Origin of the sequence: Pseudomonas sp. P129, from assembly GCF_020312195.1 — a bacterium.
Classification (GTDB): domain Bacteria; phylum Pseudomonadota; class Gammaproteobacteria; order Pseudomonadales; family Pseudomonadaceae; genus Aquipseudomonas; species Aquipseudomonas fragariae.
Window position 1 is genome coordinate 123,560 of the sequence record NZ_JAGPYS010000008.1, and the last position, 21,476, is coordinate 145,035.

Here is a 21,476-nt window from a genome sequence, read left to right on the forward strand (position 1 = left end):
TTCATGTGGGGATGAGGGGGTTGGATAACCGTCCTGAGCCTGTTGATAAGATAGCCACTTGTCCACAGGGGGATTTATCTTCAGGTTTGCACCCTGCTTACCCACCGAGCTAAAGGGCAGTTATTCACAGGGCTTAATCCACAAAAAAACGGCTATTCAGCAAAAATCAGGCACGGAAAATCCATCCCTCGGGCATTCCTGCTCGTCAGATTCAGGTGTCGAGACAAAATTAAAGGAGGAAATGGCGGAGTATGTGGATAACGCTGCCGCTGAAAGAGGCGTCTTGTGGTGCTTGAAGGCATGACCCAGGGCGGGCCATGCCTTGTCTTAGTCGGGAGTGATCACTTGCCTATGCAGAAGCTGGAGAAGATTCTGCCAAGCAGGTCGTCGGAACTGAATGCGCCGGTAATCTCGCCAAGCGCTTGCTGTGCCTGACGCAAGTCTTCGGCCAGCAGCTCTCCAGCGCCCGCCAGGGTGAGTTGAGCCCTGCCGTGTTCCAGCGAGTCACTGGCATGGCGCAGCGCCTCAAGGTGGCGTCGACGCGCGCTGAAGCTGCTTTCCGAGGTTTGTTCATAGCCCATGCAGGCCTTGAGATGTTCGCGCAGCAGTTCAAGCCCTTCGCCACCAGACCTGGCGCTCAGGCTGATGGTGACGTGGCCATCAACGCTGGTCTGCAGATTGATGGGGTCTCCACTCAGATCTGCCTTGTTGCGTATCAGCGTGACTTTCGACGGGTCCGGGCGCTGCTCGAGAAATTCGGGCCACAGTGCAAACGGGTCGGCTGCCTCCGGCGCGGTCGCATCCACCACCAGCAGAATCCGGTCAGCTTCGCCGATGGCCTTGAGTGCGCGCTGCACGCCGATCATTTCCACCTGGTCTTGAGTATCCCGCAGCCCTGCGGTGTCGACGACATGCAAGGGCATTCCATCTATGTGGATATGTTCTCGCAGTACATCGCGGGTGGTGCCGGCGATCTCGGTGACAATCGCCGCCTCCCTGCCCGCCAGAGCGTTCAGCAGACTGGATTTGCCCGCATTGGGGCGTCCGGCAATCACCACGGTCATGCCGTCGCGTAACAAGGCACCCTGCCCGGCTTCACGCAGCACTGTGGATAACTCGGCACGCACGTCATCGAGCATGTTCAGAACGTGGCCATCGGCAAGGAAGTCGATTTCCTCTTCGGGGAAGTCGATTGCAGCCTCTACGTAGATACGCAGGCTGATCAATTTCTCGGTCAAGTTATCCACACGCCGCGAGAAAGCGCCTTGCAGCGAGCGCAGTGCATTGCGCGCTGCCTGTGCAGAACTCGCCTCGATCAGGTCGGCAATCGCTTCCGCCTGGGCAAGATCGAGCTTGTCATTGAGAAACGCACGCTCACTGAACTCTCCCGGACGAGCCAGGCGGCTGCCCAGTTGCAGGCAGCGCTGCAGCAGCATGTCCAGAACGATGGGGCCGCCATGACCCTGAAGTTCCAGTACATCCTCGCCGGTGAACGAGTTGGGTCCCGGAAAATACAGTGCGATACCTTCATCGAGCACCTGCCCGGTGCCATCTACAAAAGGTCCGTAGTGGGCAAATCTTGGCTTGAGGGTCCGACCGATAATGGCTTCGGCGGCCTTGCCCGCCAGAGGACCTGACACCCGGACGATACCCACACCGCCACGCCCTTGGGCTGTAGCAATGGCGGCAATGGTTTCACGAGGAACGTTCATGCTCCGGCTCCCGGACAAATGACGGATAGCAAAACGCCCCACGAGGGGGCGTCTTGTAGAACTTATTCACAGGTTAGATCAGACAGCTGCTTTCTTGGTAGCTGCTTCGATCTTGCGAGTGATGTAAGCCTGCTGAGCGATCGACAGGGTGTTGTTCACAACCCAGTACAGAACCAGACCGGCAGGGAACCACAGGAAGAAGAACGTGAAAATGATCGGCATCATTTTCATGACCTTGGCCTGCATCGGATCCGGCAGAGTCGGGTTCAGACGCTGCTGGATGAACATGGTCGCGCCCATGATGATCGGCAGGATAAAGAACGGGTCCTTGATCGACAGGTCGGTTATCCACAGGATCCACGGTGCCTGACGCATTTCCACGCTTTCCAGGAGTACCCAGTACAGCGAAAGGAAAACCGGCATCTGCACAAGAATAGGCAAGCATCCACCCAGCGGGTTGATCTTCTCTTTCTTGTACAGCTCCATCATTGCCTGGGACATCTTCTGACGATCATCGCCATGCTGTTCCTTCAGCAGTGCAAGCTTCGGAGCCACGGCGCGCATGCGTGCCATCGACTTGTAGCTGGCTGCGGACAGCGGGAAGAACAGGCCTTTGATCAGCATGGTCAGAACAATGATCGACCAGCCCCAGTTGCCGAGGATGGCGTGGATGTGTTGCAGCAGCCAGAAGATAGGCTGGGCAATGAACCACAGGAAGCCATAGTCGACGGTCAGCTCCAGGCCTGGGGATAACTCTTTGAGTACCGCCTGGCTTTTCGGACCTGCGTACAGGGTGGCGCTGGTTTCACCTTGTGCACCGGGTGCGACCGACAGAGTCGGGCTGGTGAAGCCGATGATGTAGTTGCCCTGGCTGTCTTTGCGGGTCTGAACGGCGTTGGTTGCGTTGTGATCCGGAATCCACGCAGTCACGAAGTAGTGCTGCAACCATGCAACCCAGCCGCCCTGGACAGTTTCCTTGACCTGGCCCTTGTCGATATCTTTCATCGACACTTTCTTGTACGGCTCGGCCGCAGTCCACAGGGCAGCGCCCAGATAGGTAGCAGTGCCGGTAGCAGTCGTCGAAGAAGGATCGGAGCTTGCATCGCGCTTCAATTGCGCGAACAGATTGCCGGACCAGGGTTGTGCGCTCTGGTTATCCACAACGTAAGTCATGACCAGATCGTACAGACCGCGCTTGAACGTGAAGCGCTTGATGTAATTGACGCCGTTTTCCGAGAATTTCAGATCCACGACCATCGTGTCCTGGCCGTCAGCCAGTTGATAAGTCTTTTGTGTGGAGGTGTAAACCGGACGACCGGCAGCGCGAGCATCAGGACCATTGGTCCCGGTCAGGCCACTTTGTGCCAGAAAAGTACGCTCGCCACCGTTGTCGAACAACTGGAACGGAACGTCAGGACGATCCTGACGACGCGGGTACAGAGGCAAACGAAGCTGAACGACGTCGCCACCCACCGGATCGATCGCCAGATCGAGCACATCGGTCTTGACGTGGATAAGGTCTTTGCTGGCTACGGCCGGAGTTTCAAGAGGTGCTGCAGCCGTATTGGCCGTAGCGTTTGCGCTTGGAACATCGGCACTTGCAGAACCATTAGTACCAGCGGCCGTATCCGGAATACCCGGTGCGGTGGTGCTGGCTGCAACATTCTGGGTCGGCATGGCAGCCTGGCCATAGTCTTGGTTCCATTTCAGAACCCCGACGTAGGTCACGATTGCCAGGGCGACGATCAGGATCGTGCGTTTAATATCCATGATTACTCGGCCATCGAAGAAGAACGGGAGGTGGGGACAGCTGGAACCGGGTCATAACCACCGGGATTCCATGGGTGACAGCGACCAAGACGACGAATTGACAGCCAGCCACCGCGCAAAAGGCCATGATTCTCGATGGCTTCATACGCGTAGCAGGAGCAACTGGGGTAGAAACGACAGTGACTGGCCATCAGCGGGCTAATGGCATAGCGATAAAACTGGATCGGAACGAGTGCCAGTTTACGCATCTGGACTGTCTACCCCTGCAGGTTCGGATTTTTCTTCCGGAATGGGTCGGCTACGCGCCAGACGTTTCCAGAGCTTGCCGAAATGCTGAATCAGTTCAGGGTTTTCTACGTCACCCAAGCCTTTACGCGCGACGATAACGATATCCCAACCGACCAAACTGTCTTGGTGTTGGCGAAATGATTCGCGCATCAGGCGTTTCAAACGATTGCGCTCGACGGAGAGCTTCACGCTCTTTTTACCTATCACAAGCCCCAGGCGGGGATGATCAAGGTCGTTGTTGCGCGCAAGGAGCAGGAGATTTTTCCCCGGAACCTTGCCGGTAGGGGAGTCAAAGACTGCCTTGAAATGCCGGGGAGTGAGCAAACGCTTTTCCCGACTGAAGTCTCGACTCACCTCCTGTGCCGATTTATCAAACTGCCAGACGCTTACGGCCTTTGGCACGACGACGCGAAAGAACTGCGCGGCCGTTTTTGGTGGCCATGCGTGCACGGAAACCGTGGGTGCGGGCGCGCTTGATAGTGCTGGGTTGGAAAGTACGTTTCATGGCGTGTTACCTGGTTCGTCCACTACGGGCCGGAATGGCCCCCGTTTTAAGAGACCGGGGATTCTAGAGAAAGCGGGCCCGCAGGTCAATTTCCAACCAGCTTTTCTTCATGGGCGTCTTTTTATAGCTGAACGTCCTCTTCCTCTCGTTCACCGCTAGGCTGACCCGATCCTGTTATAGAAATAAAAAGAAGAGAGTATTTAAAGCTTCTTTATAAAGCTTATAACTCTTACGCAGCGCTTTTCTGTGGATAACCTCTCACAGCCCTTGTTATTCAATGTGTACAGAGGTTAGAAAGGTTGTCGAGAAACGGTGCCCTGCCTGTGCCGGACCCTCGGAAAAGCTGTGCATGGAACGCTGTTTTATCCACAGGCGAGTTATGCACAGAGTTCAAGCCTGACTTATGCAATGGGCTGAAGACGGGTTATCCACAGAGCTTAGGCATCGACCGTTTGTCGTGTGCTTCAGGCATAAATCGTTGATTTATAGCTGTCTGTGAGCAACCTACATGTGGATAAGTCGCCTCTGGGTCGTTACAATGGCGGCTGTTTTTGCCTCACCGGCTTTCAACTCAGGGGATATCCGTGTCAGTGGAACTTTGGCAGCAGTGCGTGGAGCTTTTGCGCGATGAGCTGCCTGCCCAGCAATTCAACACTTGGATCCGTCCGCTACAGGTCGAAGCCGAAGGCGACGAGTTGCGTGTGTACGCACCCAATCGTTTTGTTCTCGACTGGGTCAACGAAAAGTACCTTGGTCGTCTGCTCGAGCTTCTCGGCGAACACGGTCAAGGCATGGCCCCTGCTCTTTCCTTATTAATAGGAAGCAAGCGCAGCTCAGCACCGCGTGCTGCCCCGAATGCACCCTTGGCCGCTGCAGCCTCACAGGCGCTGTCTGCCAATTCGGTCAGCAGCGTCTCGGCCCCGGCTCCTGCCACGGCTGCTCCAGCTGCTGCTGTAGCGACGCCTGCACCGGTCCAGAACGTTGCAACACACGACGAACCGTCGCGTGATAGCTTCGATCCGATGGCCGGTGCCAGCTCGCAACAAGCGCCCGCCCGCGCTGAACAACGTACCGTCCAGGTAGAAGGTGCGCTCAAGCACACCAGTTACCTGAACCGTACGTTCACGTTCGAAAATTTCGTCGAGGGTAAGTCCAACCAGCTGGCACGCGCTGCGGCCTGGCAGGTTGCCGACAACCCCAAGCATGGCTACAACCCGCTGTTCCTTTATGGTGGCGTGGGTCTTGGTAAAACTCACTTGATGCATGCGGTGGGTAACCACCTGCTGAAGAAGAACCCGAACGCCAAGGTCGTGTACCTGCATTCGGAGCGCTTCGTTGCAGACATGGTCAAGGCCTTGCAGCTCAATGCAATCAACGAGTTCAAGCGCTTCTACCGTTCAGTCGATGCGCTGCTGATCGACGACATCCAGTTTTTTGCCCGCAAGGAACGTTCGCAGGAAGAGTTTTTCCACACGTTCAACGCGCTGCTGGAAGGCGGACAGCAGGTCATTCTGACCAGCGACCGCTATCCCAAGGAAATCGAAGGCCTTGAAGAGCGACTCAAATCGCGTTTTGGCTGGGGCCTGACGGTTGCCGTCGAGCCTCCGGAGCTGGAAACCCGCGTGGCGATCCTCATGAAAAAAGCAGATCAGGCCAAGGTCGATCTGCCCCATGACGCAGCGTTCTTCATTGCCCAGCGAATTCGCTCCAACGTCCGTGAGCTGGAAGGTGCGCTCAAGCGCGTCATCGCTCACTCGCACTTCATGGGCCGCGACATCACCATCGAGCTGATTCGCGAGTCGCTGAAGGACTTGCTGGCGTTGCAGGACAAGCTGGTCAGTGTGGATAACATTCAGCGCACTGTCGCCGAATACTACAAGATCAAGATTTCCGATCTGCTGTCCAAGCGTCGTTCCCGCTCTGTCGCCCGGCCTCGTCAGGTCGCGATGGCGCTCTCCAAGGAACTCACCAACCACAGTCTTCCGGAAATCGGTGACGTGTTTGGTGGCCGTGACCACACGACTGTCTTGCACGCATGCCGAAAGATCAACGAGCTCAAGGAATCCGATGCGGATATCCGCGAGGACTACAAGAACCTGCTGCGCACTCTGACTACGTGATAACGCCAGTGCAGCTCATCAAGGCAAGGGACTAGACCATGCATTTCACCATTCAACGCGAAGCCCTGTTGAAACCCCTGCAATTGGTCGCCGGCGTCGTCGAACGCCGCCAGACCTTGCCGGTTCTTTCCAATGTGCTCCTGGTCGTCGAAGGTCAGCAACTGTCGCTGACCGGTACGGATCTGGAAGTCGAACTGGTTGGCCGCGTCCAGCTGGAAGAGCCTGCCGAACCTGGAGAAATCACGGTTCCTGCGCGCAAGCTCATGGACATTTGCAAAAGCCTGTCCAATGACGCGCTGATCGACATCAAGCTCGATGATTCGAAACTGATCGTCAAGGCCGGTCGTAGCCGGTTCACCCTGTCGACTCTGCCTGCCAATGATTTCCCTACCGTCGAAGAAGGCCCGGGTTCGCTGACGTTCACTCTGGTGCAGAGCAAACTGCGCCGCTTGATCGAGCGCACCAGCTTTGCGATGGCCCAGCAGGACGTTCGGTACTACCTCAACGGCATGCTGCTTGAAGTGAGTGCCGGTATCTTGCGTGCGGTTGCCACCGACGGCCACCGCCTGGCCATGTGCTCGATGTCTGCCGATATCGAACATGCCGATCGCCATCAGGTGATCGTTCCACGTAAAGGTATTCTTGAAATGGCGCGCCTGCTGACCGAGCAGGACGGTACGGTCAGTATCGTTCTGGGTCAGCATCACATTCGTGCGACGACTGGCGAATTCACCTTCACCTCCAAACTGGTCGATGGCAAGTTCCCGGATTACGAGCGTGTGCTGCCTAAAGGTGGTGACAAGCTGGTGCTCGGTGATCGTCAGGCACTGCGTGAGGCGTTCAGCCGCACGGCGATTCTGTCCAACGAGAAGTACCGCGGCATCCGTCTGCAACTGGCCAGTGGTCAATTGAAGATTCAGGCCAACAACCCTGAGCAGGAAGAAGCAGAAGAGGAAATCAGCGTCGAGTACAACGGTGACTCGTTGGAGATTGGTTTCAACGTGAGCTACTTGCTCGACGTGCTGGGCGTCATGACCACCGAACAGGTGCGCCTGATTCTGTCTGACTCCAATAGCAGCGCCCTGGTGCAAGAGTCCGATAACGACGACTCCGCCTACGTTGTCATGCCGATGCGTCTGTAACTTCATGTCCAGCGCAACCTAGATGTCTCTTAGTCGCGTCTCGGTCACCGGGGTGCGCAATCTGCACCCGGTGACCCTCTCCCCCTCCCCGCGTATCAATATCCTCTACGGCGCAAACGGCAGTGGCAAAACCAGCGTGCTGGAAGCTATCCATCTGCTGGGCATTGCTCGCTCGTTCCGCAGCAGTCGCCTGCTGCCCGTCATTCAGTACGAGCAGCCTTCCTGCACCGTCTTCGGTCAGGTCGATCTTGCACAAGGTGGACACAGCAATCTGGGTGTTTCACGCGACCGCCAAGGCGAGTTCCAGATTCGTATCGATGGGCAGAACGCCAGAAGCGCTGCGCAGCTTGCAGAAATTCTGCCGCTGCAGCTCATCAACCCCGATAGCTTCCGATTGCTTGAAGGTGCGCCGAAGATACGCAGGCAGTTTCTGGATTGGGGAGTGTTCCACGTGGAACCTCGCTTTATGGCCACGTGGCAGCGCCTGCAGAAGGCCCTCAAGCAGCGAAACTCGTGGCTTCGGCATGGTACACTTGACGCCGCTTCACAGGCGGCATGGGACCGTGAGCTGTGCTCGGCAAGTGACGAGATCGATGAGTTCCGCCGGGCTTATATCAAGGCATTGAAGCCAGTCTTTGAACAGACTTTGAGCGAACTTGTTGAGCTTGAAGGTTTGACCCTGAGCTACTACCGAGGATGGGACAAGGAAAAAGAGCTAAGTACAGTGCTCGCCTCTTCCCTCCACCGCGATCAGCAAATGGGCCACACCCAGGCCGGACCACAGCGAGCTGACCTGCGCCTTAGATTAGGCGCGCACAATGCGGCAGATATTCTGTCTCGCGGTCAGCAAAAGCTGGTGGTCTGCGCACTGCGTATTGCTCAGGGACATCTGGTCAGCCAGGTCCGTCGCGGCCAGTGTATTTACCTGGTAGATGATTTGCCCTCCGAACTGGATGACAACCATCGACGCGCGCTTTGCCGCTTGCTGGAAGAATTACGCTGCCAGGTGTTTATCACCTGTGTAGATCAAGAATTTTTGAGGGAAGGCTGGCAGACGGATACGCCAGTCGCTTTGTTCCACGTGGAACAAGGCCGTATCACCCAGACCCACGACCATCGGGAGTGATTGCATGAGCGAAAACCAAACGTACGACTCGTCCAGCATTAAAGTGCTGAAAGGACTTGATGCCGTACGCAAGCGTCCCGGAATGTACATCGGTGATACAGACGATGGCAGCGGTCTGCACCACATGGTGTTCGAGGTGGTTGATAACTCGATCGACGAAGCATTGGCAGGCCATTGCGACGACATCAGCATCATCATCCACCCAGACGAATCTATCACCGTGCGCGACAACGGCCGCGGTATTCCGGTAGACGTGCATAAAGAAGAAGGCGTGTCGGCAGCCGAGGTCATCATGACCGTGCTCCACGCTGGCGGTAAGTTCGATGATAACTCCTACAAAGTATCCGGTGGTTTGCACGGTGTAGGTGTATCTGTGGTTAACGCCCTTTCAGAGCTTCTGTTACTGACGGTTCGTCGTAGCGGCAAGATCTGGGAACAGACCTATGTTCATGGTGTTCCACAGGAACCGATGAAGATCGTCGGTGAAAGTGATAGCACAGGCACTCAGATCCACTTCAAGCCTTCCGCCGAAACCTTCAAGAACATCCACTTCAGCTGGGACATTCTGGCCAAGCGGATTCGTGAGCTGTCCTTCCTGAACTCCGGTGTAGGCATTGTCCTCAAGGATGAGCGCAGCGGTAAGGAAGAATTGTTCAAATACGAAGGCGGTCTGCGCGCATTCGTCGAGTACCTGAACACCAACAAAACGCCGGTCAACGAAGTGTTCCACTTCAACATCCAGCGTGATGATGGCATTGGTGTCGAGATTGCTCTGCAGTGGAACGACAGCTTCAACGAGAACCTGCTGTGCTTCACCAACAACATTCCGCAACGTGATGGCGGTACTCACCTGGTGGGCTTCCGCTCTGCGCTGACGCGTAACCTGAACAACTACATCGAGCAGGAAGGTCTGGCCAAGAAGCACAAGGTCGCGACCACCGGCGATGACGCGCGTGAAGGTCTGACTGCGATCATTTCGGTCAAGGTGCCTGATCCTAAGTTCAGTTCGCAGACCAAGGACAAGCTGGTTTCGTCCGAAGTCAAAACGGCTGTCGAACAGGAAATGGGCAAGTACTTCTCCGACTTCCTGTTGGAAAACCCGAACGAAGCCAAAGCGGTTGTCGGCAAGATGATCGACGCTGCCCGTGCCCGTGAAGCTGCGCGCAAGGCGCGTGAGATGACTCGTCGTAAAGGCGCGCTGGATATCGCCGGCTTGCCGGGCAAACTGGCGGACTGCCAGGAGAAGGACCCTGCCCTTTCCGAACTGTACCTGGTGGAAGGGGACTCTGCTGGCGGATCAGCCAAGCAGGGGCGTAATCGTAGAACCCAGGCCATCCTGCCGCTCAAGGGCAAGATCCTGAACGTTGAAAAAGCGCGTTTCGACAAGATGATCTCTTCGCAGGAAGTGGGCACCTTGATCACTGCGCTGGGCTGCGGTATTGGCCGTGAAGAGTACAACATCGACAAGTTGCGTTATCACAACATCATCATCATGACCGATGCTGACGTCGACGGCTCGCACATCCGTACCCTGCTGCTGACCTTCTTCTTCCGTCAGTTGCCCGAGCTGATCGAGCGTGGCTACATCTACATCGCTCAGCCGCCGCTGTACAAGGTCAAGAAAGGCAAGCAGGAGCAGTACATCAAGGACGACGAGGCCATGGAAGAATACATGACCCAGTCGGCCCTTGAAGACGCCAGCCTGCACCTCAGCGAATCGGCGCCGGGTATCTCCGGTACCGCACTGGAGAAGCTGGTCAACGACTTCCGCATGGTCATGAAGACGCTCAAGCGCCTGTCGCGTCTGTACCCACAGGAACTGACCGAGCACTTCGTCTACCTGCCGCCGATCACGCTCGAACAACTGTCGGATCACGAGGGCATGCAAGCCTGGCTGGCACTGTTCGACGCGCGTCTGCGCACCGGCGAGAAGTCAGGTCTGGTCTACAAGGCCAGCCTGCGTGAAGACCGTGAACGTAACGTCTGGCTGCCAGAGGTCGAACTGATCTCCCACGGCCTGTCGAACTACGTCACCTTCAACCGCGACTTCTTCGGCAGCAACGACTACAAGACCGTTACCGCTCTGGGGGCGCAGATCAGCACGCTTCTGGAAGAAGGTGCCTACGTGCAACGTGGCGAGCGCAAGAAGCCCGTCAACGAGTTCAAGGAAGCCCTCGCCTGGTTGATGGCCGAAAGCACCAAGCGCCACACCATCCAGCGCTACAAAGGTCTGGGTGAGATGAACCCGGACCAGCTGTGGGAAACCACCATGGACCCGAGTGTGCGCCGCATGCTGAAAGTCACCATCGAAGACGCCATCGGCGCTGACCAGATCTTCAACACCCTCATGGGTGATGCGGTCGAGCCACGTCGTGACTTCATCGAGAGCAATGCGCTGGCAGTGTCCAACCTGGACTTCTGATGAGCGTATGAGCAAACATCAACCCCGGCGAAAGCCGGGGTTTTTGTTTGTGCTCTAAAACAGTTTCGCCAGTCGCAGATTCAAGCGGGACTTTTCCCGGAAGCCCTCCTCCACTTCTACATCCCTGCCGAGTACGGCCTGGACCTGAATCGACGGGGTCAGCATGTGAGTAGCACTCACACGCAGGTAGGTAGTGCTTAGTTGATCGTCTTGATTGACGCCACCCACCCGGTTTTCTCCGCCATCAATATGGCCTCCACCAACGGCAAACCGGGTTTGCGGCGAAACGTTGTAGCTCAGGTAAGCCTGATATTCGTAGCGGGTCTTCTGTGCCAATGTGTCACTGCCTGAACCGTAATCATCGTTATCGCTGAACCATGAGACATCCGCAGCGGTGTCCAGAGCCCATCTGGCATTGAAGTGATGGATGTAGGCTGCTTGCAGCAAAAGACGCCAGCGGTTTTCACCCAGGTTGAGTGTGTCGTCGTTTTCGTAACTGCCGGTAGGCAAATAAAGGTAAGGCGCCACGGAAAAGACATCCTTATTTGCAGTGGCTAAGGTCCACTTTACCGGTGCGCCGAGAATCAGATCTCCGGCGCCGGTGGTCTGGCCAAGCGCGTTTGCCTCACCACCAGCTTTCAGATGTCCATAAGGCAGGATGAACTGTGGCTCTATCACCGCGTTGTTGCTCAGCGCAAACGAGTGGATATAGCGAACCAGGCTGACATCGGTCTTGAGTCGAAAATCGTCCGAGACTTTGTGACCGTTGCTGTAAAAGTCCGAGCTTTCAGCGTGTTGTGCATAAACCAGCAAAGCGTTCATGCCGACAGGCAGCGGCTCATAATCGCCTGCGGTGATTTCCAGGGCATGAGTCACGGTCGACCAACACAGCATGGTAGAGCTGGCCAGCACTGAACGAGCAACCAGGTTGAGTCTTTGCATATCTGTTTCCTCAAGGATTAATGCGTGTCAGCGGCTCAGCAAGCCGCTGCCGGGGTGGCAATTGAGGTATTCGAAATACTGGGCCTCACGGGGGATCACCGCGATCTCATGGTAGAGGCGTAACTGGACCTGGAAGTTGAGGGTCTGTACGTACTGCATGAAGCCGCCGAAGATCGCCACATGAGTGGGATGGGTCTTTGCCCAACGCTCCAGGTTGCTCAGGTGATCGAACCAGGCGAGGCCGAAGCTCTTCTCCAAAGGCTCGCCGCTCTCGTTGTCCAGCGCTTGCATGAAGCGACAGCTCAGGCAGCCGACGGTGGCGCCTTCGTCGCGCAGAAACGTCATGCCGGTCTGCAGCACGGGCTGTATGTCGTTCAGGTACAGATCGCGTTCCTGTCCGGTGGTGCTGCTCCAGTCCTGCCCGGAGCGAATCAGGCACAGGTTGTCGCGACCGGACATACGCACCCTGCCGGCACGCAGCACGTCCGCACTTGAAGGATTGCTGCTACCTGCCAGTGCATCAGTCTGGGCAAAAGGGATACGGTCGCGGGAACTGCCCCAGTACGCGTGTTCCTGAATAGGCTCACTCATGTGAGTGGCCAGGTGAGTAACACCTTCGGGCACATCCGGGGCGGAAAACAATGTTTCGAAACGCTCGGTGCTGGGGCAAACGACCTCTAGGAACCATCCCAGCGGCCCTGTTTCACGAGCCGGATCCTGCCACCAGCGCAAGAACCCCGAGCTGTTTCGCCACTGATTGAAAGCGTCCACGTCGTGCCAGTAAGCGATGGCTATGCAGGTATGGAAACCATCGGCGTCCACGCAACATGCGCTGTCCCAATACCGCGGGCCTGAGTCGCTATCAAACCGAGCGGTTATCGCTGCCAGTTCTGGCAGACCTACCGGACGCAGGGACTGGACGCCGAAATAAGCCATCACCACCTGCCCTGCCAGCGGATCGAAACGCGCGGACCATGCAGGAAAAGGTGGTTGATAGCCCTCGGGCAGATTGCTGTTCAGCTCACGTGGCTTGCGCAGATGTTCAGGAATCGCTGAGTGCATGTCACACCTCCAGCGCGATGTCAGGCCGAAGCAGCTCGATGGACTCGCTGCTGATCGGCAGGCCTGGCAGATCGACTACACATGGAGCGGGATTGGGATTGAACATCAGACGAGTCACGTCGGGACGTGAGTAATGTCCAGCCGGGTCGGCTGCTACTTTGGCGAAGGTCAATGCGGCTGGATCAAGTGTTGCGTAGAGCAGACCTTCCTCATGTTCGCTCAATGGGGTCGCCAGATCACTTCCGTCCGGACCGAAAATCCGTGCGTGTCCGCCACCGGCCTGCAGCAGGCTGCGTTTGGCATCACTGTCGCAAAGCATTTCGATCATTTCAGGGGAAACGATTGCACAGGGTGCGAGGACGAAGCATTGCCCTTCTGCGGCATAAACCCGCGAAGCCGCAGTATTGACCTCGGGGCCCAGGGCGCTCGTGGCGTTGCGGTACAGGCTGAAGCTTGGCCAGGCCGCTACGTGAATCTGTTCGTTCTGTGCGTACATGGCGTACTTGGAAAGCGGTTGCAGGTGCTCCCAGCAGCAAAGCGCACCGAGAACACCGACAGGGGTTTCAAAGGTACGCAATGATGCCCCGTCGCCTTCGCCAAACATCGTACGTTCCACATGAGTAGCCTTGAGCTTGCGACGCACGCCAACCGTTTCACCGTGATCGTCGATGATCCACTGACCGATATACAGCGACGCGTTGTTGCGCTCGCTGTAACCGAGCACCACATAGAGACCGAGATGGCGAGCCGCATCGCTGATACGTCGGGCCTGAACACTGTCCAGCACCAGAGACTGCTGGTGATAACGCTGCACCAACGGCATGTTCCAGGCCGGTGCGTCGAGCCACAAGAACCACGGATAGCCCGGAATCCACGTTTCCGGGAATGCAATCAGACCGGCTCCGGCGGCTGCCGCCTGCTCCATCAGGGTTATGGTCTTGTCTACGGTGGCGTCCAGATCCAGGAACACGGGCGCAGCTTGCACACAGGCGACTTTCAGAGGGTCTTTCATCGTCAAAACTCGAATGGCTGTTGGATGGCCACAGGCTATGAGCTTTCCTGACGACGGTATTAGGACGAAAAGGAACGGCTTTTTGACTGGAAGGGATAGGCTGACAGGGATGGTTTCAGACTTGCATGGCGATTGGCTCGACGCATCGAAGTGCAGGTTGAACGCGATGAGCATCTATTTCGATACCAACAGCATTGTCGTGCGGGAACGGGCAGAGTTCTGGCAGGAAGTGGTGTGCAGTACTTTCGTGCCATTGGAATGTGCCTTCCCGGATCGACAAAACTTCCAGGGTCGTTTGCGCTCGCATAGCGTCGCAGGGCTTGGCTTGGTTGAAGTACAGGCCTGCGAGCAGACGGTCGTTCGAGATACCTCGAGTATTTCGCGCAGTGACGACGAGTTCGTATTGGTGAGTCTGGCGCTTGAAGGCCGGGCGCAGGTTTCTCAAGAGGGACGCGAAGCGATATTGGAGGTCGGCGACTTTGCTATCTACGACACTCGTCGCCCTTACCGACTGCACTTCGACAGTGCGTTCAGTCAGACCGTGGTGCAAATCCCGCGCAACAGTCTGCAGCAGCGCCTGTGCAATCTGGAGTATCTGACCGCTTTATCCATGTCTCGCGATAACCCGCTCAATGGACTGGTCTTCGACTTTTTTACCGGTCTCGCTGCACTCGAGAACCGGGTAGGCGAATCGCAGCAGGCGCGGATAACCGAGCAAGGGCTGGACTTGTTGGCAATGGCTTTGTCCGAAAGAGTCAAAGGGCAGGCACAAGGTTCGAGACGCAGTGGCTTACTGCTGCGCATTAAGGACCATATTCAGGCCAACCTGGCAGATACAAAACTGTCTCTGGCCAGTGTCAGCGTCCGATTCGGAGTCAGCACGCGCTATGTCAGCAGCCTGTTTCAGGATGAACAGACCTCGTTCGGGCGCTACCTGTTGGGCTCCCGGCTACAACGCTGCGCCAGTGATCTGCGCGAGCCATTACTCGCCAATCGACAGATCAGCGAGATCGCCTGGCGTTGGGGATTCAGTGATGTCGCTTACTTCAGCAGAGTCTTCCGCCAGCGCTTCGGAGTGCCTGCAAGGGAATATCGGCTTGAAACTTCGCCAACCCCCGGGCATAAAAAAACCGACCTCTTAAAGGTCGGTTTCTGATACATCATCAAAACTTATGCACGTTTTTCCGGTTTTTATAGCCTGAAAAAATATGTATACGAATTAACAGGTTAGACAGTCTTTTTCAGCGATTTCAGAAAAACCGTACACAGGTTATCCACAAAATCACGCCGGGACTTTTTCGGGGGTGGCTGCAGGCTCGACAGGCGAACCCATTGCGCGTTGTGTGTCTTCATTCCAGGCCTGCACACGCTCATTCAACGCAGCAATGGCACGTGGGCCTGTGCCTTCTGCATACATCGGCTCGCCGATCACCACCTGAATGGTACCTGGCTTTTTCGCCCAGCCGTCGCGAGGCCAATACTTGCCTGCGTTGTGCGCGACAGGCAGCACGGGCAGGTCGGCGTTCACTGCCAGTGCAGTTCCACCGCGTGAGAATTTGCCGACCTGGCCGTAAGGCACGCGTGTGCCCTCCGGGAAGATCAATACCCAGACGCCGTCCTTGAGCAGCTCGTCGCCCTTCTTGGCAATCTCCCTGAGTGCGGCTTTCGGGTTTTCGCGGTCGATGGCGATCGGGCGCAGCATTGCCATCGCCCAGCCAAAGAACGGCACGTACAGCAGTTCACGCTTGAGGACCTGACTCATCGGCTCGAAATACGCCGACAGAAAAAAGGTCTCCCAGGTGCTCTGATGGTTGGAGATGATCACGCAGGGGGTTTTCGGTACGTTCTCGGCGCCAGTTACTTCAACCTTGATGTTCAGAAACACCTTGGTCAGCCAGATGGCGCAGCGGCACCAGTAGACGTTGATGAAGCGATAGCGGGCTTTGAACGGCAGAAAAGGCGCAATGAAAAAACTCAACGTGCACCACAGCAGCGAGCTGGTGCCCAGCAACAGGTAAAAGAAGAAGGTCCTGATTGCCTGCATGATCGACATAGTTACGTTTACCGTACGGGCAGGTGCCCGCTCCTTGAGCGTCCTGAACCTGAAGAGCTGATTGTTCAGTGAGTGCTGTTGTGGATAAGTTCTGCGGCAACTGCCGCCAGATCGTCAAAAATCAATGTGCCTGCCGGCACTCCGCCTTCCATCGTCTTGCGGCCTTTGCCGGTCATTACCAGCACAGGCTGAGAATCGATGGCCAATGCGGCTTGCAGGTCACCCTTGCTGTCGCCCACGAACCAGAGACCTTTGAGGTCCGCTGCGTAATGACGGGCGATGGCCTGCAGCATGCCGGGTTTTGGCTTGCGGCAGGTACAGCCATCGTCTGGCCCATGCGGGCAATAGACGATCAAACCGAGCTCGCCGCCCTGCTCTGCCACCAGCTTGCGCAAGCGCACGTGCATGGCATCCAGAGTGGCCAGATCGTAATAACCTCGGGCAATGCCCGACTGGTTGGTGGCGACGGCCACCGTCCAGCCGGCCTTGCTCAGCGCTGCGATAGCTTCGATCGAGCCAGGAATGGGCAGCCACTCCGCCACCGACTTTATGTAAGTGTCGGAGTCATGATTGATCACGCCATCCCGATCGAGTATCAGCAGTTTCACAGCGACTCCTTGTCAGCCCAGCAGCGAGATGTCGGCGACGCCGAGGAACAGGCCGCGCAAACGCGACAACAGGGCATAACGGTTGGCACGCACGTTGGCGTCTTCTGCGTTGACCATCACGGCTTCGAAGAACGCATCGACCGGCTCACGCAACATCGCCAGACGCGCCAGCGATTCGCTGTACTGACGCTCGGCAGCCATAGGCTGGATCGCGTGATCGGCCTGCTGGATGGCCGAGTACAGCGAGAACTCGTTGGCGTTGTCGAAATACTTGGGCTCGACGGTCTGGGCAATGCTGCCCTCGGCCTTGCTCAAGAGGTTCGATACACGCTTGTTCACTGCGGCCAGTGCAGCGGCCTGTGGCAGTTTGCGGAAGGCCTGGACCGCCTGGACGCGCTGATCGAAATCCAGCGCCGAAGCCGGTTGCAGGGCACGTACCGAGAGGTACACCGCCACGTCGACGCCTTCGTCTTCATAACGCGCACGCAGACGATCGAAGATGAAGTCGAGAACCTGTTCCGCCAGACCGGCCGGCTTGATCTTCGCGCCGAACTGCGCGACGGCGAATTTCACCGTTTCGACCAGGTTCAGGTCGAGCTTCTTCTCGATCAGGATGCGCAGGATGCCCAGTGCTGCACGACGCAGGGCATACGGGTCCTTGCTGCCGGTAGGCAGCATGCCGATACCGAAGATACCGACCAGCGTATCGAGCTTGTCGGCAATGGCCACCGCAGCACCGGTCAGTGTGGTCGGCAGTTCGGCACCCGCGCCACGTGGCATGTACTGCTCGTTGAGCGCCAGCGCGACATCTTCCGGCTCGCCGTCGGCCTTGGCGTAGTAGTAACCGGCAATGCCCTGCATTTCCGGAAACTCGCCGACCATCTCGCTCGACAGGTCGCACTTGGAGAGCAGACCGGCCCGCGCAGCACGCTGGGCGTCGCCGCCGATGCGCGGTGCGATGTAAGCGGCCAGCTTCGACACACGCTCGGCCTTGTCGAACACGCTGCCCAACTGCGCCTGGAACACGACGTTCTTCAGGCGATCGTTGAAGGTTTCGAGCTTCTGCTTCTTGTCCTGCTTGAAGAAGAACTCGGCGTCGGTCAGGCGTGGACGAACCACCTTCTCGTTACCGGCGATGATCTGTGCCGGGTCCTTGCTCTCGATGTTGGCCACGGTGATGAAGCGCGGCAGCAGCTTGCCGTCGACATCCAGCAGGCAGAAATACTTCTGGTTGTCCTGCATGGTGGTAATCAAGGCTTCCTGAGGGACTTCCAGGAAGCGCTCTTCGAACGAGCACACCAGCGGAACCGGCCACTCGACCAGACCGGCCACTTCGTCCAGCAGGCTTGGCGGCACGATGGCGGTGCCTTCCTGCTGGGTGGCCAGCTCGTCGACGCGCTTGCTGATGATCTGGCGACGTTCGTTGAAGTCGGCCAGTACATGAGCGGTGCGCAGGTCACTGAGGTAACCGGCAGGCGAAGAAATGCGCACGTCTTGCGGATGATGGAAGCGATGACCGCGCGAATGACGACCCGCGCTCTGGGCGAGGATCGTGCAGTCCACCACCTGATCACCGAACAGCATCACCAGCCACTGGGTCGGCCGCACGAACTCTTCCTTGCGAGCACCCCAGCGCATGCGCTTGGCAATCGGCAGGTCGTTCAGCGAGTCTTCGACGATGGTCGGCAACAGCGACGTCGTCGGCTTGCCGAGGATGGTCTGGCTGTAACGCAGTTTCGGACCGCTCTGATCGATTTCGCTCAGGTCGACGCCGCACTTCTTGGCGAAGCCCAGGGCGGCCTGAGTCGGGTTGCCGTCGGCATCGAACGCGGCCTGACGCGGTGGGCCGTCGAGGTTGACGCTGCGATCCGGTTGTTGCGTGGCCAGTGCGGTAATCAGCACGGCCAGACGACGCGGTGCGGCGTAGACCTGTTTGGCGCTGTAGGTCAGACCTGCGCCTGCGAGACCTTTTTCAATACCGGCGAGAAACGCATCGGCCAGCGAGACGAGGGTCTTGGGTGGCAGTTCTTCGGTGCCCAGTTCGACCAGAAAATCTTGAGCACTCATTGCGCTGCCTCCAGCTTGGCCAACACTTCATCGCGTAGATCGGGCGGCGCCATCGGGAAGCCGAGACGTGCCCGAGCCTGCAGGTAGGCCTGAGCCACCGAACGGGCCAGCGTGCGCACGCGCAGAATGTATTGCTGACGCGCCGTCACGGAAATCGCGCGACGGGCATCCAGCAGGTTGAAGGTGTGCGAGGCCTTGAGGACCATTTCGTAGCCGGGCAATGGCAGCTCCAGCTCGATCAGGCGTGCGGCTTCGCTTTCGTAGAAGTCGAACAGCTCGAACAGTTTGTCGACGTTGGCGTGTTCGAAGTTGTAGGTCGACTGCTCCACTTCGTTCTGGTGGAACACGTCGCCGTAGGTCACTTTGCCGAACGGGCCGTCAGCCCAGACCAGATCGTAGACCGAGTCCACGCCCTGCTGGTACATCGCCAGACGCTCGAGGCCGTAGGTGATTTCGCCGGTAACCGGGTAGCACTCCAGACCACCGACCTGCTGGAAGTAGGTGAACTGCGAGACTTCCATGCCGTTGAGCCAGATCTCCCAGCCCAGACCCCAGGCGCCCAGCGTCGGCGATTCCCAGTTGTCTTCGACGAAGCGCACGTCGTGCACCAGCGGATCGAGACCGATGTGCTTGAGCGAGCCCAGGTACAGTTCCTGGAAGTTGTCCGGGTTCGGCTTGAGAATCACCTGAAACTGGTAATAGTGCTGCAGGCGGTTCGGGTTTTCGCCGTAACGGCCGTCAGTCGGGCGACGGCTTGGCTGTACGTAAGCGGCGTTCCAGGTTTCCGGGCCTACGGCGCGCAGAAACGTGGCAGTGTGGAACGTGCCGGCGCCTACTTCCATATCGTAGGGCTGAAGTACCACGCAACCTTGTTCTGCCCAGTATTGCTGGAGGGCGAGGATCAAGTCTTGGAAGGTACGCACGGCTGGCGTAGGCTGGCTCACAAATTTCACCTGTGCTGGGCTGCGATTCAAAGAGCGGGAGTATACCCGATTCGGCCGCACGTCCACTCCTTGGGAGCCCTATGACACGCTGCTTTTGGTGCAACGAAGACCCCCTGTACATCGCATATCACGATCAGGAGTGGGGAGTGCCGCTGCGCGATGCGCAGAAGCTCTTCGAGTTGCTTTTGCTCGAAGGGTTCCAGGCCGGGCTGTCGTGGATCACGATTCTCAAGCGGCGCGCGCGTTATCGCGAAGTGCTGCACGGTTTTGACGTCGAGCGCCTGGCGCAGCTGAGCGATGCCGAAATAGAGGCGCTGATGCTTGATCCGAGCATCATCCGCAACCGCCTCAAGCTCAAGGCGGTGCGCACCAATGCGCGGGCCTGGCTGGAACTGGAAGACCCGGTCGCGCTGCTCTGGTCGTTTGTCGGTGGTACCCCGAAGATCAATCACTTCAAGGATCGCAGCGAAGTCCCGGCGATTACCGCCGAGGCCGAAGCGATGAGCAAGGCACTGAAAAAGGCCGGTTTCACCTTTGTCGGGCCGACCATCTGTTACGCCTACATGCAGGCCAGCGGCATGGTCATGGACCACACTGTCGATTGCGATCGGTATGCGATCCTGAGCCGCTGACGGTTACACTACCCGCCTCGAGAATCTGGGAGTCATCTGTGGATAAGTTCAAAGGCGCCGTAATGGTCGGGGCGTTGCGATTGTTTGCGCTGTTGCCATGGCGCGCGGTGCAGTGGACAGGCACCGCGATTGGCTGGCTGATGTGGAAGCTGCCCAACCGCTCGCGGGAAGTGGCGCGGATCAATCTGTCCAAGTGCTTCCCCGAGCTGAGCGAGCCCGAGCTGGAAAAGCTCGTCGGCCGCAGCCTCATGGACATCGGCAAGACCTTGACCGAAAGCGCCTGTGCGTGGATCTGGCCGGCACAGAAATCGATCGACCTGGTGCGTGAAGTCGAAGGGCTCGATGTGCTCAAGGACGCGCTGGCGTCCGGCAAGGGCGTGGTCGGCATCACCAGTCACCTGGGCAACTGGGAAGTGCTCAATCACTTCTACTGCAGCCAGTGCAAGCCGATCATTTTCTATCGTCCACCCAAGCTGAAAGCCGTGGACGACCTGTTGCGCAAGCAGCGTGTGCAGTTGGGCAACCGGGTGGCGGCGTCGACCAAGGAAGGCATTCTCAGTGTCATCAAGGAAGTGCGCAAAGGCGGCTCGGTGGGTATTCCGGCCGATCCGGAGCCGGCTGAATCAGCGGGTATCTTCGTGCCCTTCTGCGGCACCATGGCCCTGACCAGCAAGTTTGTGCCGAACATGCTGGCAGGCGGCAAGGCAGTCGGCGTCTTCCTGCACGCCATGCGCCTGCCGGATGGCTCGGGTTACAAAGTGGTACTCGAAGCGGCGCCCGAAGCGATGTACAGCACCGACACCGAAACCTCGGCAGCGGCGATGAGCAAAGTGGTCGAGAAATACGTGCGGGCGTATCCGAGCCAGTACATGTGGACCATGAAGCGCTTCAAGAAACGCCCGCCAGGTGAGGCGCGCTGGTACTAGAAAGGACCGGACGCGGAGCGTCCGCAACGGCGTGTCCACGCTGGAGCATGGGCACGATCGTGTTCCTGCAGACACCTATCGTTCCTCACGCTCCGCGTGGGAATGCAGTGCGTGACGCTCTGCGTCACAAATCTGCGCCGCACCA

Annotated in this window: 19 protein-coding genes; 7 read left to right on the plus strand and 12 right to left on the minus strand. The window is 57.7% G+C overall.

Annotated features, from left to right (window positions below):
* Positions 1-341: 341 nt before the first annotated feature.
* From mnmE to rpmH, 5 genes are all read right to left on the minus strand, one after another.
* Positions 342-1,712, minus strand: a complete 1,371-nt coding sequence (gene mnmE, locus KBY02_RS18965; RefSeq protein WP_024639356.1) for a tRNA uridine-5-carboxymethylaminomethyl(34) synthesis GTPase MnmE — start codon at positions 1,710-1,712, stop codon at positions 342-344.
* Between the two features lie 78 nt (positions 1,713-1,790).
* Positions 1,791-3,482 carry a membrane protein insertase YidC gene (gene yidC, locus KBY02_RS18970; protein WP_225650683.1) on the minus strand — a complete coding sequence of 564 codons (1,692 nt, stop codon included), beginning with the start codon at positions 3,480-3,482 and terminating at the stop codon, positions 1,791-1,793.
* 2 nt (positions 3,483-3,484) lie between these two features.
* Positions 3,485-3,730, minus strand: a complete 246-nt coding sequence (gene yidD, locus KBY02_RS18975; protein WP_002551313.1) for a membrane protein insertion efficiency factor YidD — start codon at positions 3,728-3,730, stop codon at positions 3,485-3,487.
* Positions 3,723-4,124 (minus strand): ribonuclease P protein component, encoded by a 402-nt coding sequence (gene rnpA, locus KBY02_RS18980; RefSeq protein WP_002551314.1) that lies wholly within the window; start codon positions 4,122-4,124, stop codon positions 3,723-3,725. Before rnpA ends, yidD begins: the two co-directional genes overlap by 8 nt.
* 16 nt (positions 4,125-4,140) lie before the next feature.
* The gene (gene rpmH / locus KBY02_RS18985; protein ID WP_002551315.1) at positions 4,141-4,275 is read right to left on the minus strand and encodes a 50S ribosomal protein L34; all 135 of its coding nucleotides are present in this window, start codon (positions 4,273-4,275) and stop codon (positions 4,141-4,143) included.
* Between the two features lie 584 nt (positions 4,276-4,859).
* Here rpmH and dnaA point away from each other — a divergent pair.
* From dnaA to gyrB, 4 genes are read left to right on the plus strand one after another with little or no spacing between them, the layout of a single operon-like run.
* Positions 4,860-6,395, plus strand: a complete 1,536-nt coding sequence (gene dnaA, locus KBY02_RS18990; RefSeq protein ID WP_003401422.1) for a chromosomal replication initiator protein DnaA — start codon at positions 4,860-4,862, stop codon at positions 6,393-6,395.
* 38 nt (positions 6,396-6,433) lie between these two features.
* Positions 6,434-7,537 (plus strand): DNA polymerase III subunit beta, encoded by a 1,104-nt coding sequence (gene dnaN, locus KBY02_RS18995; RefSeq protein ID WP_003421522.1) that lies wholly within the window; start codon positions 6,434-6,436, stop codon positions 7,535-7,537.
* A 22-nt stretch (positions 7,538-7,559) separates the two neighbouring features.
* Positions 7,560-8,663: a DNA replication/repair protein RecF gene (gene recF / locus KBY02_RS19000; protein WP_111522531.1), complete on the plus strand. Its 1,104-nt coding sequence runs from the start codon at positions 7,560-7,562 to the stop codon at positions 8,661-8,663.
* A 4-nt stretch (positions 8,664-8,667) separates the two neighbouring features.
* Positions 8,668-11,085, plus strand: coding sequence for a DNA topoisomerase (ATP-hydrolyzing) subunit B (gyrB, locus tag KBY02_RS19005; protein WP_003340175.1), 2,418 nt, complete (start codon positions 8,668-8,670; stop codon positions 11,083-11,085).
* A gap of 54 nt (positions 11,086-11,139) precedes the next feature.
* Here the strand turns inward: gyrB and KBY02_RS19010 are convergent, their stop codons facing one another.
* From KBY02_RS19010 to KBY02_RS19020, 3 genes are read right to left on the minus strand one after another with little or no spacing between them, the layout of a single operon-like run.
* Positions 11,140-12,027 carry a transporter gene (locus tag KBY02_RS19010; protein WP_024639357.1) on the minus strand — a complete coding sequence of 296 codons (888 nt, stop codon included), beginning with the start codon at positions 12,025-12,027 and terminating at the stop codon, positions 11,140-11,142.
* Between the two features lie 27 nt (positions 12,028-12,054).
* Positions 12,055-13,089 (minus strand): phenylacetaldoxime dehydratase family protein, encoded by a 1,035-nt coding sequence (locus tag KBY02_RS19015; RefSeq protein WP_111522530.1) that lies wholly within the window; start codon positions 13,087-13,089, stop codon positions 12,055-12,057.
* A gap of 1 nt (position 13,090) precedes the next feature.
* Entirely contained in the window at positions 13,091-14,101 is a 1,011-nt protein-coding gene (locus KBY02_RS19020) for a nitrilase (protein ID WP_003401434.1), read from the minus strand.
* A 166-nt stretch (positions 14,102-14,267) separates the two neighbouring features.
* Between KBY02_RS19020 and KBY02_RS19025 the strand changes: the two genes are divergently transcribed.
* The gene (locus KBY02_RS19025; RefSeq protein WP_024639360.1) at positions 14,268-15,257 is read left to right on the plus strand and encodes a helix-turn-helix domain-containing protein; all 990 of its coding nucleotides are present in this window, start codon (positions 14,268-14,270) and stop codon (positions 15,255-15,257) included.
* A gap of 126 nt (positions 15,258-15,383) precedes the next feature.
* Here KBY02_RS19025 and KBY02_RS19030 read toward each other — a convergent pair whose 3' ends face one another.
* The 4 genes from KBY02_RS19030 to glyQ all read right to left on the minus strand — a co-directional run bounded on the left by KBY02_RS19030 (position 15,384) and on the right by glyQ (position 19,773).
* Positions 15,384-16,154 (minus strand): lysophospholipid acyltransferase family protein, encoded by a 771-nt coding sequence (locus KBY02_RS19030; RefSeq protein WP_011266128.1) that lies wholly within the window; start codon positions 16,152-16,154, stop codon positions 15,384-15,386.
* Positions 16,155-16,219: 65 nt separating this feature from the next.
* Positions 16,220-16,762 (minus strand): D-glycero-beta-D-manno-heptose 1,7-bisphosphate 7-phosphatase, encoded by a 543-nt coding sequence (gmhB, locus tag KBY02_RS19035; RefSeq protein ID WP_032654805.1) that lies wholly within the window; start codon positions 16,760-16,762, stop codon positions 16,220-16,222.
* A 12-nt stretch (positions 16,763-16,774) separates the two neighbouring features.
* Entirely contained in the window at positions 16,775-18,829 is a 2,055-nt protein-coding gene (gene glyS / locus KBY02_RS19040; RefSeq protein WP_225650684.1) for a glycine--tRNA ligase subunit beta, read from the minus strand.
* Positions 18,826-19,773: a glycine--tRNA ligase subunit alpha gene (gene glyQ / locus KBY02_RS19045; protein WP_002551326.1), complete on the minus strand. Its 948-nt coding sequence runs from the start codon at positions 19,771-19,773 to the stop codon at positions 18,826-18,828. The genes glyS and glyQ overlap by 4 nt, the downstream gene beginning before the upstream one ends.
* An 80-nt stretch (positions 19,774-19,853) precedes the next feature.
* Here glyQ and KBY02_RS19050 point away from each other — a divergent pair, with 80 nt between their 5' ends.
* The gene (locus KBY02_RS19050) at positions 19,854-20,405 is read left to right on the plus strand and encodes a DNA-3-methyladenine glycosylase I (RefSeq protein ID WP_024642347.1); all 552 of its coding nucleotides are present in this window, start codon (positions 19,854-19,856) and stop codon (positions 20,403-20,405) included.
* A gap of 38 nt (positions 20,406-20,443) precedes the next feature.
* Complete coding sequence (locus KBY02_RS19055) at positions 20,444-21,331, plus strand: lysophospholipid acyltransferase (RefSeq protein WP_003401447.1); 888 nt, start codon at positions 20,444-20,446, stop codon at positions 21,329-21,331.
* Positions 21,332-21,476 lie beyond the last annotated feature (145 nt).

Excerpts from the sequence above, each read along its gene's own strand:
- yidD (WP_002551313.1), bottom strand. The coding sequence starts at position 3,730 with ATGCGTAAACTGGCACTCGTTCCGATCCAGTTTTATCGCTATGCCATT.
- KBY02_RS19050 (WP_024642347.1), top strand. The coding sequence starts at position 19,854 with ATGACACGCTGCTTTTGGTGCAACGAAGACCCCCTGTACATCGCATAT.
- rpmH (WP_002551315.1), bottom strand. The coding sequence starts at position 4,275 with ATGAAACGTACTTTCCAACCCAGCACTATCAAGCGCGCCCGCACCCAC.
- KBY02_RS19030 (WP_011266128.1), bottom strand. The coding sequence starts at position 16,154 with ATGTCGATCATGCAGGCAATCAGGACCTTCTTCTTTTACCTGTTGCTG.
- mnmE (WP_024639356.1), bottom strand. The coding sequence starts at position 1,712 with ATGAACGTTCCTCGTGAAACCATTGCCGCCATTGCTACAGCCCAAGGG.
- KBY02_RS19015 (WP_111522530.1), bottom strand. The coding sequence starts at position 13,089 with ATGCACTCAGCGATTCCTGAACATCTGCGCAAGCCACGTGAGCTGAAC.
- glyS (WP_225650684.1), bottom strand. The coding sequence starts at position 18,829 with ATGAGTGCTCAAGATTTTCTGGTCGAACTGGGCACCGAAGAACTGCCA.
- yidC (WP_225650683.1), bottom strand. The coding sequence starts at position 3,482 with ATGGATATTAAACGCACGATCCTGATCGTCGCCCTGGCAATCGTGACC.
- KBY02_RS19020 (WP_003401434.1), bottom strand. The coding sequence starts at position 14,101 with ATGAAAGACCCTCTGAAAGTCGCCTGTGTGCAAGCTGCGCCCGTGTTC.
- gyrB (WP_003340175.1), top strand. The coding sequence starts at position 8,668 with ATGAGCGAAAACCAAACGTACGACTCGTCCAGCATTAAAGTGCTGAAA.
- KBY02_RS19025 (WP_024639360.1), top strand. The coding sequence starts at position 14,268 with ATGAGCATCTATTTCGATACCAACAGCATTGTCGTGCGGGAACGGGCA.
- recF (WP_111522531.1), top strand. The coding sequence starts at position 7,560 with ATGTCTCTTAGTCGCGTCTCGGTCACCGGGGTGCGCAATCTGCACCCG.
- dnaN (WP_003421522.1), top strand. The coding sequence starts at position 6,434 with ATGCATTTCACCATTCAACGCGAAGCCCTGTTGAAACCCCTGCAATTG.
- KBY02_RS19010 (WP_024639357.1), bottom strand. The coding sequence starts at position 12,027 with ATGCAAAGACTCAACCTGGTTGCTCGTTCAGTGCTGGCCAGCTCTACC.